General features: G+C 68.4%; 11 protein-coding genes and 1 pseudogene. 3 read left to right on the forward strand and 9 right to left on the reverse strand.

Annotated features, from left to right (window positions below; all coding sequences use genetic code 11):
- A partial coding sequence (locus AB0M56_RS47980) for an ABC transporter ATP-binding protein (protein WP_364189606.1) occupies positions 1-1,989 on the forward strand: 1,989 nt, incomplete at its 5' end.
- Between the two features lie 130 nt (positions 1,990-2,119).
- A pseudogene (locus AB0M56_RS47985) lies at positions 2,120-2,308 on the forward strand (iron-containing alcohol dehydrogenase); the annotation flags it as partial.
- Positions 2,309-2,828: 520 nt separating this feature from the next.
- Here the strand turns inward: AB0M56_RS47985 and thpD are convergent.
- The 6 genes from thpD to AB0M56_RS48015 form a co-directional block, all read right to left on the reverse strand.
- On the reverse strand, positions 2,829-3,737 hold the full coding sequence (gene thpD / locus AB0M56_RS47990; protein WP_364189609.1) for an ectoine hydroxylase: 909 nt from the start codon (positions 3,735-3,737) through the stop codon (positions 2,829-2,831).
- A 493-nt stretch (positions 3,738-4,230) separates the two neighbouring features.
- Complete coding sequence (locus tag AB0M56_RS47995; RefSeq protein ID WP_364189611.1) at positions 4,231-4,698, reverse strand: hypothetical protein; 468 nt, start codon at positions 4,696-4,698, stop codon at positions 4,231-4,233.
- A 196-nt stretch (positions 4,699-4,894) separates the two neighbouring features.
- A complete protein-coding gene (locus tag AB0M56_RS48000; RefSeq protein WP_364189614.1) occupies positions 4,895-5,893 on the reverse strand; it encodes an ROK family glucokinase in 999 nt (332 codons plus the stop codon).
- Entirely contained in the window at positions 5,890-6,678 is a 789-nt protein-coding gene (locus tag AB0M56_RS48005) for an HAD-IA family hydrolase (RefSeq protein ID WP_364189616.1), read from the reverse strand. Before AB0M56_RS48005 ends, AB0M56_RS48000 begins: the two co-directional genes overlap by 4 nt.
- Positions 6,662-9,985, reverse strand: coding sequence for a trehalose-phosphatase (otsB, locus tag AB0M56_RS48010; RefSeq protein WP_364189619.1), 3,324 nt, complete (start codon positions 9,983-9,985; stop codon positions 6,662-6,664). The genes AB0M56_RS48005 and otsB overlap by 17 nt, the downstream gene beginning before the upstream one ends.
- 2 nt (positions 9,986-9,987) lie before the next feature.
- Entirely contained in the window at positions 9,988-11,445 is a 1,458-nt protein-coding gene (locus AB0M56_RS48015; RefSeq protein WP_364189622.1) for a sugar porter family MFS transporter, read from the reverse strand.
- A 430-nt stretch (positions 11,446-11,875) separates the two neighbouring features.
- On the opposite strand from AB0M56_RS48015, the gene AB0M56_RS48020 reads away from it, so the two are divergent.
- The gene (locus AB0M56_RS48020) at positions 11,876-12,268 is read left to right on the forward strand and encodes an archease (protein WP_364189625.1); all 393 of its coding nucleotides are present in this window, start codon (positions 11,876-11,878) and stop codon (positions 12,266-12,268) included.
- Between the two features lie 134 nt (positions 12,269-12,402).
- Here the strand turns inward: AB0M56_RS48020 and AB0M56_RS48025 are convergent, their stop codons facing one another.
- The 3 genes from AB0M56_RS48025 to fmdA all read right to left on the reverse strand — a co-directional run bounded on the left by AB0M56_RS48025 (position 12,403) and on the right by fmdA (position 16,242).
- Complete coding sequence (locus tag AB0M56_RS48025; protein WP_364189628.1) at positions 12,403-13,125, reverse strand: glutamine amidotransferase; 723 nt, start codon at positions 13,123-13,125, stop codon at positions 12,403-12,405.
- A complete protein-coding gene (locus AB0M56_RS48030; RefSeq protein WP_364189631.1) occupies positions 13,118-14,398 on the reverse strand; it encodes a MurT ligase domain-containing protein in 1,281 nt (426 codons plus the stop codon). The genes AB0M56_RS48025 and AB0M56_RS48030 overlap by 8 nt, the downstream gene beginning before the upstream one ends.
- 596 nt (positions 14,399-14,994) lie before the next feature.
- Positions 14,995-16,242 carry a formamidase gene (fmdA, locus tag AB0M56_RS48035; protein ID WP_364189634.1) on the reverse strand — a complete coding sequence of 416 codons (1,248 nt, stop codon included), beginning with the start codon at positions 16,240-16,242 and terminating at the stop codon, positions 14,995-14,997.
- Positions 16,243-16,410: the final 168 nt, after the last annotated feature.

Below are 16,410 nucleotides of genomic sequence, written 5' to 3' on the forward strand. Positions count from 1 at the left end.
CCCGCTCACGCAGCTCGTCGCTGTACTTCTTCGGTGCCGGCATGCTCTGCATCCTCCCTGAGATCAGAGCCTGCACAGAACCCGGGGCGCATCAGTCTGCTGCTGCTGGCCATTCTATTGCTGGTGATCAGCGCGGTCGCGGAGACCGTGGCGATCTGGACCTTCGGTGTGATCATCGACGATGCCTTGACCACGGGCGACCTCCGCGGGTTCTGGCGGCCCGCCGCAATCTGGGTCGGCATGGCCGCAGTCGGGGGCTTCGCCTCGTTCGGAGGCGGCCTCCTGACTTCCTGGGTGTCAGAGCGGTTTCTGCTTCGCCTACGCGACGCCGTATACGCACACCTGCAACAGCTTTCCCCCGACTTCTTCGCCCGGCATGACACCGGTGATCTGGTGGCCCGGGTGACCAGTGACATCGAGATGGTCGAACAGTTGACCGCGTCCGGGACGGTCGAAACCGTCAGTGCGATCGTAACCGCGATTTTCTACGCCGGCGCCGCACTGATCGTATCCTGGCACCTGGCACTCGCGTCATTTATTCTCGCCCCGCTATTCGGACTGGCGGCACGGTCGTTTTCGAAGAGAATCAAGACAGTCTCCCGCGACGAGCGCGACTACAACGGCATGATCACCGCTGCGGTCCAGGAAAGCCTGACGAACCTGCCCCTGGTGCAGGCCTACAACCAACAGCACACCGAACAACAGCGGCTGCACGCACACGGCGCGTCCTGGATGCGAACCAAGGTGCGCGAAGCACGGGTGTCCGGAGCGTACGCACCGTTGGTGGACATCACGGAGGTCACGGCGTTGCTGCTGGTGGTCGGCGCAGGGATCTGGGAGATCAGCCAGCATCACCTGACCCCGGGGGGCGTGTTGGCGTTCACCGCATACGTCGGCTATCTCTATCCTCCCCTGCGCCAGCTCGGCTCTCTGACGATCATGGTGAACGCGGCCACGGCGAGCTCCGACCGCATCTCGGAATTGCTGAACACAAGACCGACGGTCGTCGACCACGCGGGTGCCCACGTGCTGGCCCACTCCCGTGGCGAGATCAGCGTGGACCGGGTCAGCTACCGCTATCCCGATGCCGACCGGTCCGCGCTGACTGAGCTGTCGTTCACGGTCCGCCGTGGCCAGTTGGTGGTGATCACCGGGGCCAGCGGCGCCGGCAAGTCGACCATCACAAAATTGCTACTGCGCTTCGCCGACCCGTCTTCAGGCAGTATTCGGCTCGACGGCTTCGACCTGCGTGGTATCACCACCGAATCGCTGCGCGAACAGGTGACCCTGGTGCTGCAGCAGACCCAGGTCTTCCATGGCACCGTGCGTGACAACATCGCCTACGGACGGCCCTCGGCCACGGATTCCCAGATCGTGGCCGCGGCGGTCGCGGCGGACGCCCACGAGTTCATCTCCGCCCTGCCGGAGGGATATCAGACCGCGCTGGACGGCGCCGGCCACCGGCTCTCCGGTGGGCAGCGGCAACGGCTGGCGATCGCCAGGGCCATCGTCCGCGACACCCCGATCCTGGTCCTGGACGAGCCCACCGCCGGGCTGGATGCGCGTGCCGTCCAGCGTGTGATCGAACCACTGCGCCGGCTGGCCAGCGGCAAGACGACGATCCTGATCAGCCATGATCTGTCCCTGGCTCCGGCTTCAGATCACATCCTGATGTTGGACCACGGGCGGCTGATCGAATCCGGTCGGCACCAAGACCTGCTGGACCTTGGCGGACCGTACGCCAAGCTGTACGCGCAGCACCGGGCTGAAGCGAAAACCTCACCCGCGTCGCCAGGGGCGCTTATGGGCTCGCAGGCAAGGCCGGAGGCTGGTGGTCCCCAGACGACTGGCCCTTCGACTATCCACGGTTCCGTGACAGCCGCGCGACGCGAAGGCGAGCGGCGTCCAGGGACGGAACCCGTCCGCTGGCGGATACAGGGCCAGCTTTTCGACCCAGAGGACGGCCACCGTTCCGCCATTTCGCAGTGACTGAGGAAGGGTGCATCGATCTCCAGGCACGGGTTGCGTCCGCGCCGGCGGTGCGTACCAGTGCTCACCGAAACCGGTGCGCCGGTGACGGCCGGGTTGCGCAGCGTCCAGGCCACCGCGAGCGCGCCGGGTGTCGCGCCGTGCCGCTCGGCGACTGCCGGCAGTCGAGCGGCCGGCGCCAGGTGTCAGGAAAGCCGGTGTTCCGGTCGCGGTCGCGGGTGAGACCCGCGAGCCGGCGCGCTCGGCCGGCGCGGATTCGCTGCTGAGCGTCGGTGGCGGCTCGACGACCGACACCGCGAAGGCCGTCGCGCTGAGCACCGGCCCGCCGATCATCGCGATCTCGACGATGTACGTAGGGTCGGAAGCCACTCGGGTGTGGGGCTCACCGACGCGGCCCACAAAACGACGGGGACCGATCCGCGGTGCTGCCGCGGACGGTCATCTACTACCTGGAGCTGACTTGCACGCTGCCCATGGACCTGTCAGCCGCGAGCGGTCTCAACGCGATGGCGCACTGCGTCGAGGCCTTTGGGGCGCTGCTCCACGGCGCCCGCACAGCGGGAGCGCGGGTTTCCCAGCAGGGACGACATTCCGGCCGTGAGCGGGCGGGTCAGCGCCTCTCGCCCGGTTGCGCCGCCTCCCGGCCGGCGGCACGAGGCATCCGGTGTCGAGTGGTTCCCGGTGTCCCGGCAGCGTTGTCGAACGGCGGGATCGGTCGCGCAGATCGGCGTCCAGATTGGACAGGGTTCGCCGAACAGCAGCGAATCTCGCGGCGGTCCACGCGGTGGACCGCCCCTGCGAGTACCGCCGGGAACTCTCGACTGCGGGCCAGGTTGCGGCTAGTGCGCGGGCGTGAGGGGCGTGAAGTCGCGGGCGGCGACGAACGGGGGACGCGGCGAGGCAGCGGCATACGGTTCGCGCAAGGTGTTCTCCACGCTGTTGAAGACCACGAACACATTGGAACGGGGGTAGGGAGTGATGTTGTCGGCGGATCCGTGCATGAGGTTGGCGTCGAACCACAGCGCGTGCCCGGCGGGACCGGTGAACTGGTCGATCCCGTGGGCCGCCGCCAGGCGCGCGATCGTGGTCTCGTCGGGCACGCCGACCTGCTGCTCCTTGAGTGAATCCCGGTAGTGGTCCCCGGGGGTGGCGCCGGCGCACTGCGCGAACTCCCGGTGGGAACCGGGCATCACCATGAGACCACCGTTGTAGGGGTGGTTGTCCGTCAGTGCCAGTGACAGGCTGACCGCGCGGGGAACGGGCATGCCGTCTTCGGCGTGCCAGGTCTCGAAGTCGGAGTGCCAGTAGAAACCCTTGCCGCGGAAGCCGGGCATGCAGTTGATCCGGCTCTGGTGCACGTACACCTCCGAGCCGAGCAGTTGCCGGGCCCGGTCCAGCACACGGGGATCGCGCACCAGCTGTGCGATGAGCGGGCTGATGCGGTGGACCTCGAAGATCGACCGCACTGCCCCGGAAGCCTTCTCCCGCACCACGCGTTCGTCCGCTGCCAGCGTCTCGTCGGCGCAGAGCCGATCCAGCTCCGCACGCAGCAGATCCAGCTCCTCCCCCGTGACCGACGACGGGACGATCGAATATCCCCGTTCGGCGTGCGCGGCCAGCTCGGCCGGGGTGAACGGCTCGCGCAGCCGACCCGGCCACACCGCGGGCACCTCCCGGCGCAGCAGCGCCGGTTCGCCGCCGATCCGCGTCGGATATCTGTCTTCGGTCGTGGTGCCCGTCGTCGTCATCCCAGCTCCTTCCAATTCCGAGGCAGGGCGAGTACCCCGAACCCGAGCAGAATCCACATTAACGTGAAAATTCCGGCGATCGGCATGGACCGCGGCCGCCCGGTTCGATTACCGGACGGTGGGGTATCGCGCGTGCTCACCCGTCTTGGCGCGGCATGCCGTCCTGAAACAGCGCCGTCGGACAGTCGGGCTGATCGACAATTTCTTCGCACGCACCCGTCGCACGCTCGCGTAACTCGGGCACCCGGCCCGGGTCGCGATCTTCGTGCTAGAGCCTTCTCGGTCGACAGTGGTCGCGCCAAGTAGGGCCGCGGATCGATTTCGGCAACCGGGCCGGTGCGGTGAAAAGTTCGCCCGGAGAAAGCTACCGCGAAATCACGAGGGAATGTTTCCCTCGCGATCCTAGGTCACCAGGTCCGTGACTTTCCGACTCGGTACCTGATCAAACAGAACGGTGATTCTCCTGCGTCGATTTCATTGCCGCGCGGGCCGGTCAGCGTTTCGTGGTGATCGTGGTGACCGGCAGGCCGAACCGGCGCTCGGCTTGGTGCGGCAGGTCGGCCCGGAGCCAGCGGGAGGCGCGCCGGGGCAGCGTGGCTACGATGATCTCGTCGAACTCGCGACCCGCCATCACCTTCTCGATGGCTTCGAGCGGCTGGGCGCTCCCGAGGTCGCCGTCCGCCTGAACCTTCTGCACGGCGAGGTCGGCGAGCACCTGTTCCAGCCGTTGCCGGGCCTGCACTGTCGCCTCCTCGTCGGAGGCAGGTCGACCGAAGTCCATCACCACGCTGGGCATCGGCATCAAGCCGCCGGCAGCGGGCACTGTGTGGTAGTGCGCGGCGGCGGTGTTCGGGACGAGCACATAGAAGGAGCTCGGCCCCGCCTCGATCCTCTTGTGGAGCTCGTTCTGCAGCTCCGGACCCAGGAGGGTCTGGTTCGCGACCACGAGATAACTGCGCATGAAGACCACCCACTCGGTCAGCCCTTGACACGCTGTGCAATCTCATGATAAGTCGCCGCACGTGCCGTGGTCTACGGGCGAAGGGCCGCGGCGGTCGCCGTCGAGACGAGGTGGAACCCGCGCACCACCCGGGCCAAGAGGTCCACAAAGGACTTGCCGGTCGAGAATCCCGACCGGCGCCTCGAACCCGCCGGGTTCACCGCCGATGGGACAGGTCGGCGGCGCCCACGAGTCCGGCCTCGTTGCCCAGCTCGGCGATCCGCACCTTCGCGGCTGGGCGGTGTCCACGGCCGGTGAGGTTCTTGCGGAAGACGGCCTCCGTCGGCGCGCGGAGAATTTCCCCGGCCTCGCACACGCCGCCGGCGATGACGAACATGCCCGGGTCGAGGATCGCGGCCAGCGCGGCCATCCCGCGCCCGAGCCATTTGCCCAGCTCGTCGAAGCAGTTCAGGGCGGTCACGTCGCCGGACTGCGCGGCCTCGGTGACGATGTGGCCGGTGATGCCCGCCGGACGCCCCCCGGCGAGCCGCAGCAGCTCCTGGGCCATCGAGGGCGCGACGGTCGCCTGCTCCTGCGCCTCGAGCACGAGCGCACGCCCGCTGCCGTACTGCTCCCAACAGCCGTGCAGGCCGCAGCCGCAGCGCCGTCCGTCGGGGACGATGGTGAAGTGCCCGATCTCGGCGGCCAGCCCGTAGCGGCCCCGGAAGAGCTTCCCGTCGAGGACGACACCGCCGCCGATCCCGGTACCGATGGTCAGGATGACGACGTGGGTCTCGCCGCGGGCGGCGCCGAACCGGGCCTCGGCCCACGCGGCCGCGTTGGCGTCGTTCTCCACGATCACCGGCAGGCCGAGCCGGGCCTCCAGCGATTCCCGCAAATGCTCGTCCCGCCAGGCGAGGTTCGGCGCGAACATCACGGTCGAACGCGTCTCGTCGACGAAACCCGCCGCGCCAAGGCCGACCCCGACCACGGTGTACTCGCTGGTCAGCTCGCGAACGGCGTCGGCGATGGACTCCTGGGTCTTCGACGGGTCGTCGGCGGGCGTCGGACGCCGGGTGCGGGCGACGATGTGCCCGCCCTCGTCGACCACCCCCGCGGCGATCTTGGTGCCGCCGATGTCGACGCCGATGGCGAACGTCCCCTCGGCGGCCTCGTGGACCGGCCGGGGAACCGCCTCGGCCACCGGGCTGGTCATGACGCCCGCCCGGCCAGCACGTGACGGCCGAGCGCCGCGACGTCGATCTCGTCGAGGGAGGTCACCACGAGGTCGGCCCGTGCGGCTGAGAGCAGCTCCTCGTCGTCGGCCCTGGCGACACCCAGCGCCGACATCCTGCCGGCCTTGGCTGCTTCGATGCCGCTGGCCGCGTCCTCGACGACGAAGCAGTCTTCGGGGGCGACGCCGAGTTCGGCCGCGCCGGTCAGGAAGATCTCCGGGTGTGGCTTGCCGTGGGCGAAGTCGCGGCCCGAGATGTCGGCGTCGAAGGAGTCGAGCAGGCTCAGTCCGGGCGTCACGAAGTCGTGGGAAAGGCCGTTCTGCGCGGCGAAGGTGTCGAGACGGATCTGCCTCAGGAAAAGCCCGGCGTTCTTCGACGACGACGCCGCCGCGGTCGGAATGCCCGCGGCCTTCACCGCTAAGACGAAGCGCAGCGCGTCGGGGTAGGCCTCGAACTCGCCGGCCTCGATGAGCTTGATGACCATGTCCTGTTTGTGCGCACCGTAGACCTCGACGCGCGCCTTCGCGTCGGGGACCTCGAAGTACTCGAGGGCGGCCAAAGCTCCGGCGGCTCGGGGTTTGCCGGACATCACCTGCTGGTAGACCTGGGGGGTGAAGCGGTCGTCCGACCACGTGGTCCGGTCGCGGATGTCGGCCCACTCGGTCTCCATCAGCTCGCGCAGCGAGTCCTTCCAGGCCCGCTCGTGCGGGGAGTCGACGAGCACGCCGTCGACGTCGAAGATCGCGCCCTCAAAGCCGTTCGCCATGGTGACTCCCTTCCGCGTGGCCCGGGTGGCTCTCCCGGGTTGCGGGTCCGGATTCGTGGGACAGGGTGAAGACCCGGCTGTCCCCCGCCCCGAGCTCGTGGACCTCGTCTCCGACGCCGATGAAGACCGGCCCGCGGAAGCCTTGGGGAAGCGCGAAGACGGTCAGCTCGTCGCCCGTGATCGACACCCGCAGCGGCACGCCGCGGTACTGCATCGAGAAAACCAGGCCGTCGAGCCGGTTGAGCTGGGTCGGCGCGAAGTACAGCACGCCGTCCCGCACGGCGCTGCCGACGTAGTAGCGCTGCAGCAGGTCCAAGGTCCCGGACATCACACCCATGTGGATGCCTTCCTTGGTCGTTCCTCCTTGGACGTCACCGATGTCGCTCTCCAGCGCCACGATGAACCGGTCCCAGGAACTCTTCGGGTCCAGCGCGGCGAGCACGCCGGCGTGGGTGACGAGACTCAGCGTCGAACCGTGGGAGGTGCGCCGGTCGTAGTAGTCGATCGTGCGCCGGGTCAGCTCCGCATCGGGCTCGTAGCCGAGCCGGCGGAAGAGAGTGCGGAGCTCTTCGTCGGAGAACAGGAAGAACAACATGACCGCGTCGGCTTGCTTGGCCAGTTTGAAGCGGTCGGGTTCTTCGCCTTCCGCCTTGAGGATCCGGTCCAGCCGCTGGATGTTGGCATGCTCGGCCCGGTAGTGCTCCCAGTCGAGTTCGTCCAGGTCCAGGTAGCCCTCGAACTGGCTGACGATGCCGTCCGGGTGGAACGGCACGTACATCTTGCGGCTCATCTCGTCCCACGTGTGCAGCTCGTCATCGGTCAGTCCGAGGCGGGCGCGCAGCGCGGCGCGGCGGCTGGCCGGCAACAGCCTCAGCACCCGCGGTGCGGTGTCGGCGATCCAGGCCACCATCACGTTGGTGTAGGCGTTGTTGCGCAATCCGCCCTCTTCGCTGCCGGGATAGCGCTCGTGAAACTCGTCGGGTCCCATCACGCCGTGGATCTCGTAGCGGTCGCGCTCCGGGTCGTACCGGGCGATCGAAGCCCAGAACCGCGCGATCTCGAGCATCAGCTCGGCGCCGTAGTCGCGCAGGAACTCCCGGTCGTCGGTGGCCTGGTAGTACTGCCAGACGTTGTAGAAGATGGCCGCGTTGACGTGGCGCTGGTTGTGGCTGAGGTCGGGGTCCCACTGACCGGAGAGCGGGTTGAGGTGGACGACCTGGGTCTCCTCGGTGCCGTCACTGCCGCTCTGCCACGGGAACATCGCGCCCTGGAAGCCGGCTTCCCGGGCAGCCGCGCGGGCCTCGGTGAGCCTGCGATAGCGGTAGAGGAGCAAGCCGCGGGTGATGCCGGGCAGCCGGAAGTTGAGGAACGGGTGGATGAAGAGCTCGTCCCAGAACACGTGCCCGCGGTAAGCCTCGCCGTTGAGCCCCCGGGCCGGGACACCCGCGTCGTGCCGTGCGGTGTGCCGGGAGCAGACCTGCAACACGTGCGCCACGTGGAACCGCAGCAGCAGTTCGACCCGTGGTTCCCGCGGGAGCTCGAGGTCGCAGACCTCCCACAGCTCCGTCCACGCCGAAGCATGCTCCACCAGTGCCTCGGCGAAGTCCGGGTAGCGCAGGACGCCCCGGCCCGCGGCCGCCAGCGTTTCGGTGATCGCGTTGTCGTGCGAGGTGAACAGCGACACCATCTTCTCCACCCGAGCCGGCCGGCCCCGCGCCACGTCGAAGGTGATCACCTGCTGGATGTAGTCATCCATCTGATCCAGGGTGCGCTCCACCGGAAGCTGCTCGCCGTCGAGGAAGACGCGGGTGCGGGCGGCCTCGGTGACGTAGATGTCCGACTGCCGGGTCTGCACCTTCAACGCGATGGTCTCCGGACCGAAAGTGCGCGGAGACACCGGGTCGAGGTGACGCCCCTCCAGCTCGCGGTAGCGGGCGACCATCTGGTTGGTCACCCGGCCGTCCAGCCCGGAGATCACCTCGACGCGACCCGACCAGTTCTCGGGCGTCAGCGTCCACTCGATGCCGGCCTGGTGGCTGTGGGCCATGCTCACGAAGCGGCGGCTGCGCAGCGTCGTCTCCCGTCCGGCGCGGTCGCGGAAGCGCAGGACGCGCTGAACGGTCGCGAGCCGGATGTCGTAGGAGTGCTCGTAGGAGATCAGTTCGACGTTGCCGAGCCTGATCGCCTCCTCGCCCTCGATGCGCAGCTTGAGCACCAGCCAGTTCGGCAGGTTGACCAGGTCCTCGTTCTGCACCGGGCGTCCCCCGAGGATGGTGGTCTCGCGGTTGAAACCACCGTGCGCGTAGGTGCCCGGGTAGTGGACTTTGCCGGCGTCCTCCCACTCGGCTGCGCCGCGGGTGCAGAAGTATCCGTTGCCCGTCGACGTCAGCGACTCCCGCAGACCTTCGACGCCGGGATCGAAGTGGTCGTAGACGAGCACGCAGTCGGACACGGATTTCCGCTCGTCCGGGGGCGGGCCGTCACCGACGGCCAGAGTGGACAGCAGCTGCGCGACCTCTTCCGGGGAGGAGAGGGCGAAGTCGGCCGACGTGCTGCGATCGGCCACTTCGGGGTCGTCGGCCCGGCCGACGAAGATGCCGACTCCACCACGATCGGCCAGTGCCCGGAAGGCATCCTCGTCGGTGATGTCGTCGCCGAGGTAGATCGGGACCACGTCCGGCGAGTCCAGGTGCAGGGCGCGGAGCAGGTGGAGCACGGCTTTGCCCTTGTGCCAGTCGATCTTCGGCAGAAGCTCGTAGACCATCTTGCCCGGCGTCATCTTCAGCCGGTCCGGATGCTCGGCGAGGAGGGTCTCGACCACGGTGGCGATCCGTTGGCGCCGGTCCGGGTCGACGAGCCGATAGTGCACCGCAACCGAGGCCTTCTTCGGTTCGATCACCACGCCCGGGATCGAGCCGGTTTCGGTGCGCAGGCGATCGGTGACCTCGCCGATGACGTCCTCGAACCCGCTCGCGGCATCGTGGTGGATTTCGCCGGCGGCCGGGCTCCAGATGTCGAAGCCGTGGCTGCCTGCTACCACCAGGTCGTCGATCCCCATCAACCGCTGCACGTCGAGCCGGTCTCGGCCACTGACCACGCACACCGGGCAGCGCAGGGCCAGCGCGCGCACCGTGGCACGCATGCGGTCGGAGATCAGGGCGTCCTCGGGATGGTTCACGATCGGGGCCAGCACACCGTCGTAGTCGAGGAACACCGCCGGGCGTCGGCCGGTCAACCGCTCGGCGAACCGATCACCGTCGCGCAGTGCGTCGGGAAGTTCTCGGACCGTCGACGTCGACTCGGTCATCGTCAGGCCATCTCCTCCAGCTCACGCCCCTTCGTCTCCTTGACGTACTTGATCACGAAGAAGATCGACGCGAAGGCGAAGAACGTGTAGACGCCGTAGGCAAGTCCCAGCCCGACATCCGACAGCGCGGGGAAGGTCGTGGAAATGGCAAAGTTGGCCAGCCACTGCGCAGCCGCCGCGACGGACAGGGCCATCGCGCGGATCTTGTTGCTGAACATCTCACCGAGCAGCACCCACACCACGGGGCCCCACGTCGCTCCGAAGAACACGACGTAGACGTTGGCGGCGATGAGCGCGATCGGCCCGGCCGAACCCAGGTCCGGCGTGCCGTTCACGATCGGCGCGGTGCCGAAGAGCAGGGCGAGCACGCCCAGACAGACGAACTGACCGATCGAGCCGATCACCAGCAGTGGCTTGCGGCCGATCCGGTCGACCAGTGCGATGGCGATGACCGTGGTGAGGATGTTGGTCACCGACGTGATCACGGTGATCGCCAGTGCGTTCTGCTCGCTGAACCCCACCGCCTGCCACAGCACCGAGGAGTAGTAGAAGATCACGTTGATGCCGGTGAACTGCTGGAAAATCGACAGTCCGATGCCGATCCAGACGATCGGCAGCAACCCCAGCCTCGGGCCACGGACGGTCACGAAGCCGGTGCGTTCGGTCTTTCCTTTGACCGTCCGGATGATCTGCGTGATCTTCGCGTCGACGTCTCCGCCGACAAACCGTCGCAGCACCTCTGCCGCTCTGGCCAGCTGCTCCTTCTGGACCAGGTGTCGCGGCGACTCCGGGATCGTCAAGGCCAGGAGGCCGTAGGCGAGGGCGGGAATCAGCAGCGACAGGAACATCCACCGCCACGTCGCGAGGCCGAACCACAGGGGATCCAGCGCGCCGCCTGATCCGGCGACCAGTGCGTAGTCCACGAGCAACGCTACGAAGATGCCGGACACGATGGCCAACTGCTGCAGCGAGCCCAGCCTGCCGCGCAGGTGCGCCGGCGAGATCTCCGCGATGTAGGCGGGAGCGATCACGGATGCGGCACCGACACCGAGGCCTCCGACCAACCGCCAGAACGCCAGTTCCCAGATCGAGAACGAGAAGCCGCTGCCCAGCGCGCTGATCGCGAACGCGATCGCCGCGAGCCACATGACGCGGATCCGACCGTAGCGGTCCGCGATCGCACCCGCGAACCAGGCGCCGATCGCGCAGCCGATCAGCGCAGCGGCGACTGCGAACCCGAGGACGAACGGCGACGCGTTGAAGGTTTCCCCGACCGCCTTGACGGCGCCGTTGATCACCGCGGTGTCGTAGCCGAAGAGGAAACCGCCGAGCGCCGCCGTGGCGGCGACGAGCACGGTGCGCCCGGTACTCGGGGTGGGATAGCTGATCCGATGGGCAGGATTGCCCTGCTGCCAAGAGGGTTCGCTCGACGGTGGCTGTTCGCCCGGTGTGGTCCCCACATGGACCTCCCCTGCGTGAGGATCTCCGAGGCGGTCTGCGCTCGACGGCTCCCTCACACCTCCCTACAGGGTGTGTCCGAATTCACATTCCGTCAAGAGGGCTGTCACCTGCGCAAGTTTGCACGCGAGCACCGCACTGTGTGGATGCACCACTTCCCGGCACACGGTCACGAACACGGCCGACCGACCGCAACTTTCCTACCGAGGAGAGGCCGGTGTTGTTGATCCGGCCGGAAAACCGGCCACTCGGTCACCACTGGTGAAACTCGACCGGTCCAAACCCGATGCGGGCGCGCCGGGTTCGGCCGGGCCCAAGGTTCGCCTGGTCCGGGTGAAGCCGGACACGGGCCCTCGCCCGGATGCTGCACTGGTGGGGAGGTTCGACCGGAAACCGTTGCCAAAGCAGGACGCCCGCGCTACGCCACGCGTCGTGCACGCCGCTGACCTGCGTATCGAAGCGTGGGGACCGACGCGGGAAGCGTGCCTGACGGAAGCCGTCCGCGCGCTGGTGGAGAGTTTCGCCCGTACACGTCTGCACCGCGGGTCCGCGGCCTGGTCGTTCGAGGTCTGCGGCGCGACGGACGGTTCGGTGCTGGTCGCGTTGCTCGACAAGGTCATCCTCATGATGCGGACCAGGAGCCTGATCCCGGTCACCGCGGAGGGGATCGTCGTGGACGGCTCGACGGTGCGGCTGCGCTGCCAGATGACCGACCTCGGCGCCGTCATCCCGACCGGGGCGATTCCGAAAGCCGTGTCCCGGCGGCATGTCCGGTGCGAGCGCACCGAACGCGGCTGGTGGTGCGCGGCCCGGATCGACGTCTGAGTCGCCGTGAAGTCAGGCGACTCCGCGCCTGCGCCCTGGTGATTTCACCCCCGGTGCAACGCCGACCGTTCGGGCTGCCGGCCGTGGTTCGTGCTGCGATGGTCCGACGCGAGCGCTGGGTGTCCGGGGGGGGATCACCACCGCGGGCCGTGCATGGCTGCGCGCAATCGTTCTTCCCGCAAGGCATCGACCTCCGGCAGGGCCAGCGGCGAGGGCGGGGTGCCGAGCACCCATTCCAGTAGCCGGTCGGCCAGCGCGGGGTTGCGCGCCAGCACCGGGCCGTGGAGGTAGGTCGCCAGTACCCGGCCGGTTCCCGCGCCCTCTGTGCCATCCCCGTTGCCGACGCCGGTGCGTACCGAGCCGAGCGGACAGCTGCCGGGGCCGACGAGCGTGCGGCCGAGGTGGTTCTCGAAGCCGGTGAGGGGCTGTGCCGTCAGCTCGGGTCTGACGTCGACGACGATCTCCCCCACCGCACGCCCCCGCCCGGGAGACGTCACCACGTCGAGCAGGCCCAGACCCCGATGGGAGACGTTGTCGGGCGTCGTGAAGCTCATACCGAGGACCTGAAGCCCGGCGCAGACGCCGAACACCACGGCACCTCGTGTGACCGCCCGCTGCAGTCCGGGATGCTCGTGCAGGTGCGCCGTCGCAAGAGCTTGGGCATCGTCTTCGCCACCGCCCAGCAAGTACAGGTCGAGCGAGCACGGCACCGCCTCGCCGTGGCGGGTCTCCGTCACGCTCGCGGCGATGCCCCGCCACTGCGATCGCCGCCGCAGCACCTGGGCGTTGCCGCCGTCGCTGTAGGTGCCGAGGATGTCGGGCAGCAGCACCCCGATCCGGACGGCTGACTCAGTCATCGCCGAGCTGCTGCCGGAGATCTCGGAACGCCGTGTAGTTCGCGACGAGCTCGACCGGGCCGGGCGGCAGTGAGTCGACCGCGGCGAACGGACGGGGGCAGAGCGTGTGCCGCACCTCGGCGTAAGTGAGGCGGACGGCCAGATCGGTCGCCCGTTCGCCGGCCGCCACGACCTGCCGTCCACGCAGCTGCTCGAACTGCACGTCCCACAACCACGACATGTCCCGCCCGTCGGCCTCACCGCTGTTCACCGCGATCACGACCGGCAACCGGGAGTCGAGCAGCGGCAACGTTTCCTCCCAGCACGCCGGGTTCTTCGCCAGCATCACCCGCACACTGCGCCCGGACACCCGAGCCTGGCGGTATCGGCCGGCGACGTCGGCGATCGGGCGAAGTCGTGCGACGGCGACCTCCGGCGGGACACCGAGCCGAGCGGCGGTGGCCACCGCGATCGCGGCGTTCGCGGCGTTGGCCCGGCCCGGCAGGCGGAGGCCGAGCGTGATCTTCGAGCCCGCCGTGGTTTGCACGGCATCACCGGTCAGTGTCCACAGCGGATCCGGCCGGGTAAGACCACACGCACAGTGCCAGCAGGTGTTTTGCCGGACCACGGCTCGGCCGCATCGGGCGCAGGCCACGGCGTCGGCGTGCCACCGCTGTCCCGCGCCGACCCACACGGGGTGAGCCGAGCCCAGGGCGGCCGAGGTGACCAGTGGATCGTCGCAGTTGGCGACCACGGTCGTGTCCGGCAATGCCGCGGCGACCGCCCGCAACGCCCGTTCGGTCGTCCGAACCTCGCCGACCCGGTCCAGCTGGTCCCGGCTGAGGTTGAGCAGCACGAGGCAGGCCGGGTGCACCTGCGCGGCGACGGCGGGCACGTAGGTCTCGTCGACTTCGAGGACCGCCAAGGGCGCCTGATGGTTGTCCACCAGGGCGGCGACTACCCCGTCGGTCATGTTCGCGCCGTCGCTGTTCGTGGCGACCTGGCCCAGCGTCTCCAGGATCCGGCTGAGCATGAGCGCGGTGGTGGTCTTGCCGTTGGTGCCGGTCACCAGCACCACTGTCCGACCGCCGCCGATCCGGCTCAGCACGCGAGGATCCAGTGTGAGTGCGATCCGCCCGCCGATGACGCCGCCGTTGCCGAGACCCATCCCCCGCGAGATCGCCGCGCCGAGCCGCCCGGCCGCGATCGCCAGCCGCGTTCGCGCCGGGAGCCGGCGCGCCACGGGCGGCAGGACGGCTTGCTTGCCGACGACGCACGGTGAATCGGGGCTCACGCACAGCCTCCTTCGCGCTCGGTCGGGCACATCGCCGTCACCTCGTCGCCTGGCCGTGCGAGGACACTGAGAGCGTGGAGACGACGGCACGTCCGGTGCGAACCGGGCGGCGCGTTCCGTTGGCCCATCCGGGAACAAGAGTACGTCGGACCGCATCAGTGCGCGTTCAGGAAAGGTCGACAGACCGCTGTCCCGTTAGCGCTGTTTGTCCATTTCGGCCACCGACTTGCCGCCGTCTGCCGACCCGCGATCGTCCTCCACACGGTGAATCACCGGGAGCGCAGCATTTTCAGACCCGCTCCAGGTGCATCCGGCCCGGACGCGGCGGGCAGATGCCGTGCCGTAGATGTCCGGACCACCGGCCGCATTCGTCGCCACGATGACCGGCAGCGAGCTCGGAGCCCGGTCCGTTGCGGCGGCCTGCCATCCGAACCGGTTCCGCGCGACCGATCACGGGCGACCGGTGGCGTTCGTCGTGCACGGTTCGCTCAGGCAGTACAGCCAGGGAAACGTTCGGCTGAGAGTCCCAGCCGAGCGTTTCGCCACTGTCGGTCGACACCGAACGAGGTCCGGCCTCGCTGAACCCGCTCTGCAGGTCAGGACGTGACCGCGCACTGTCCGCGATCGGCCCTCACCGGGCCCTCGCTCGTCGGGCGCACGTCGAAATCGAAGATCTCCGTGGGCACGTAGAGCGTGCAACACGCGTTGGGGATGTCCACGATGCCGCTGATCCGGCCTTCGATGGGCGCCGAGCCGAGCAGCAGGTAGGCCTGTTCACCGGTGAAGCCCCACTTCTTGAAGTACTCCACCGCGTTCAGGGCGGCATTGCGGTAGGCCATGGTCGCGTCGAGGTAGAGGTTCTCGTCGGTCTCCCGATCCACCGAGACGCCCACGAACGACAGGAACTCGGAATACCGGGGTTCGACGTTTCCCGGCATGAACACCGGATTCGTGGTGATGCCGTACTTCTCCATGCCGCCTTTGATGAGGTCGACGTGGAAGTCGATGTACCCGCCCATCTCGATGGCGCCGCAGAAGGTGATCTCGCCGTCGCCCTGGCTGAAGTGCAGATCTCCGCCGGAGAACTTGGCGTCGTCGACGTAGACCGGGTAGAAGACCCGCGACCCCCGGGTGAAGTTCTTGATGTCGTGGTTCCCACCGTTCTCCCGGGCCGGCACCGTGCGTGCGCCCTCGCGGGCGATGTGGTCCGCGGTCGACCCGTCGGCCGTTCCGGCGAGCGTCCCGTCGAGCAACGGCGGCAGGCCCAGCGGCGGTACGCGGTCGGGCTCGCGGTCGACCAGCGCCTGCTCCCTGCGGTTCCACCGCTGGAGCAGCTCGGCCGAAGGCGCGGTGCCGAACAGGCCGGGGTGGGTGATTCCGGTGTACCGGATGCCCGGCAGGTGGCGCGACGTGGCCTGCTGACCGTGGAAGTCCCAGATCGCCTTGTAGGCGTCGGGGAAGTAGTCGGTCAAGAACCCGCCGCCGTTGGCCTTGGCGAACACGCCGGTGTAGCCCCAGCCCTGCCCCGGCGCGTCGCCGGTCTCCTGCGGAACCGGGCCGAGGTCGAGGATGTCGACGACGAGCAGGTCGCCGGGCTGCGCGCCTTCGACGCCGATGGGACCGCTGAGCATGTGGCAGCGGTTCAGGTCAACGTCGCGCACGTCGTTGGCCGAGTCGTTGTTGCCGAGCTGGGCGTCGGTCCACTCCCGGCACTCCACCCGGAACTCCTGCCCGGGACGGACCATCGCGGCGACCGGCACGTCCGGGTGCCACCGGTTGTGGCCCGGCACGGCCTGATCGCGCATGGATTTCGTCTGGTCGACGCTGAACACTACTTCTGGCATGCGAATTCTCCTCTGTTTGCGGGCCCTCGATCCAATTCGCCCGCCGTTCTCTGGTCAGTACGTGTGAACCTCCTGGTCATATTCGGCGACGTTCGGCAGAAAAACCGACGCCTGAATTTACAAAAACCTGAGTTCGCCGACGATATGAAATTCTGCGAAAAGACCTTC

The sequence above is a fragment of the Amycolatopsis sp. NPDC051372 genome (assembly GCF_040682095.1).
In the GTDB taxonomy this organism is placed as follows: domain Bacteria; phylum Actinomycetota; class Actinomycetes; order Mycobacteriales; family Pseudonocardiaceae; genus Amycolatopsis.

Coding starts and splice junctions, on each gene's coding strand:
- thpD (WP_364189609.1), bottom strand. CDS start 3,737: ATGACGACGACGGGCACCACGACCGAAGACAGATATCCGACGCGGATC.
- AB0M56_RS47995 (WP_364189611.1), bottom strand. CDS start 4,698: ATGCGCAGTTATCTCGTGGTCGCGAACCAGACCCTCCTGGGTCCGGAG.
- AB0M56_RS48000 (WP_364189614.1), bottom strand. CDS start 5,893: ATGACCAGCCCGGTGGCCGAGGCGGTTCCCCGGCCGGTCCACGAGGCC.
- AB0M56_RS48005 (WP_364189616.1), bottom strand. CDS start 6,678: ATGGCGAACGGCTTTGAGGGCGCGATCTTCGACGTCGACGGCGTGCTC.
- otsB (WP_364189619.1), bottom strand. CDS start 9,985: ATGACCGAGTCGACGTCGACGGTCCGAGAACTTCCCGACGCACTGCGC.
- AB0M56_RS48025 (WP_364189628.1), bottom strand. CDS start 13,125: ATGACTGAGTCAGCCGTCCGGATCGGGGTGCTGCTGCCCGACATCCTC.
- fmdA (WP_364189634.1), bottom strand. CDS start 16,242: ATGCCAGAAGTAGTGTTCAGCGTCGACCAGACGAAATCCATGCGCGAT.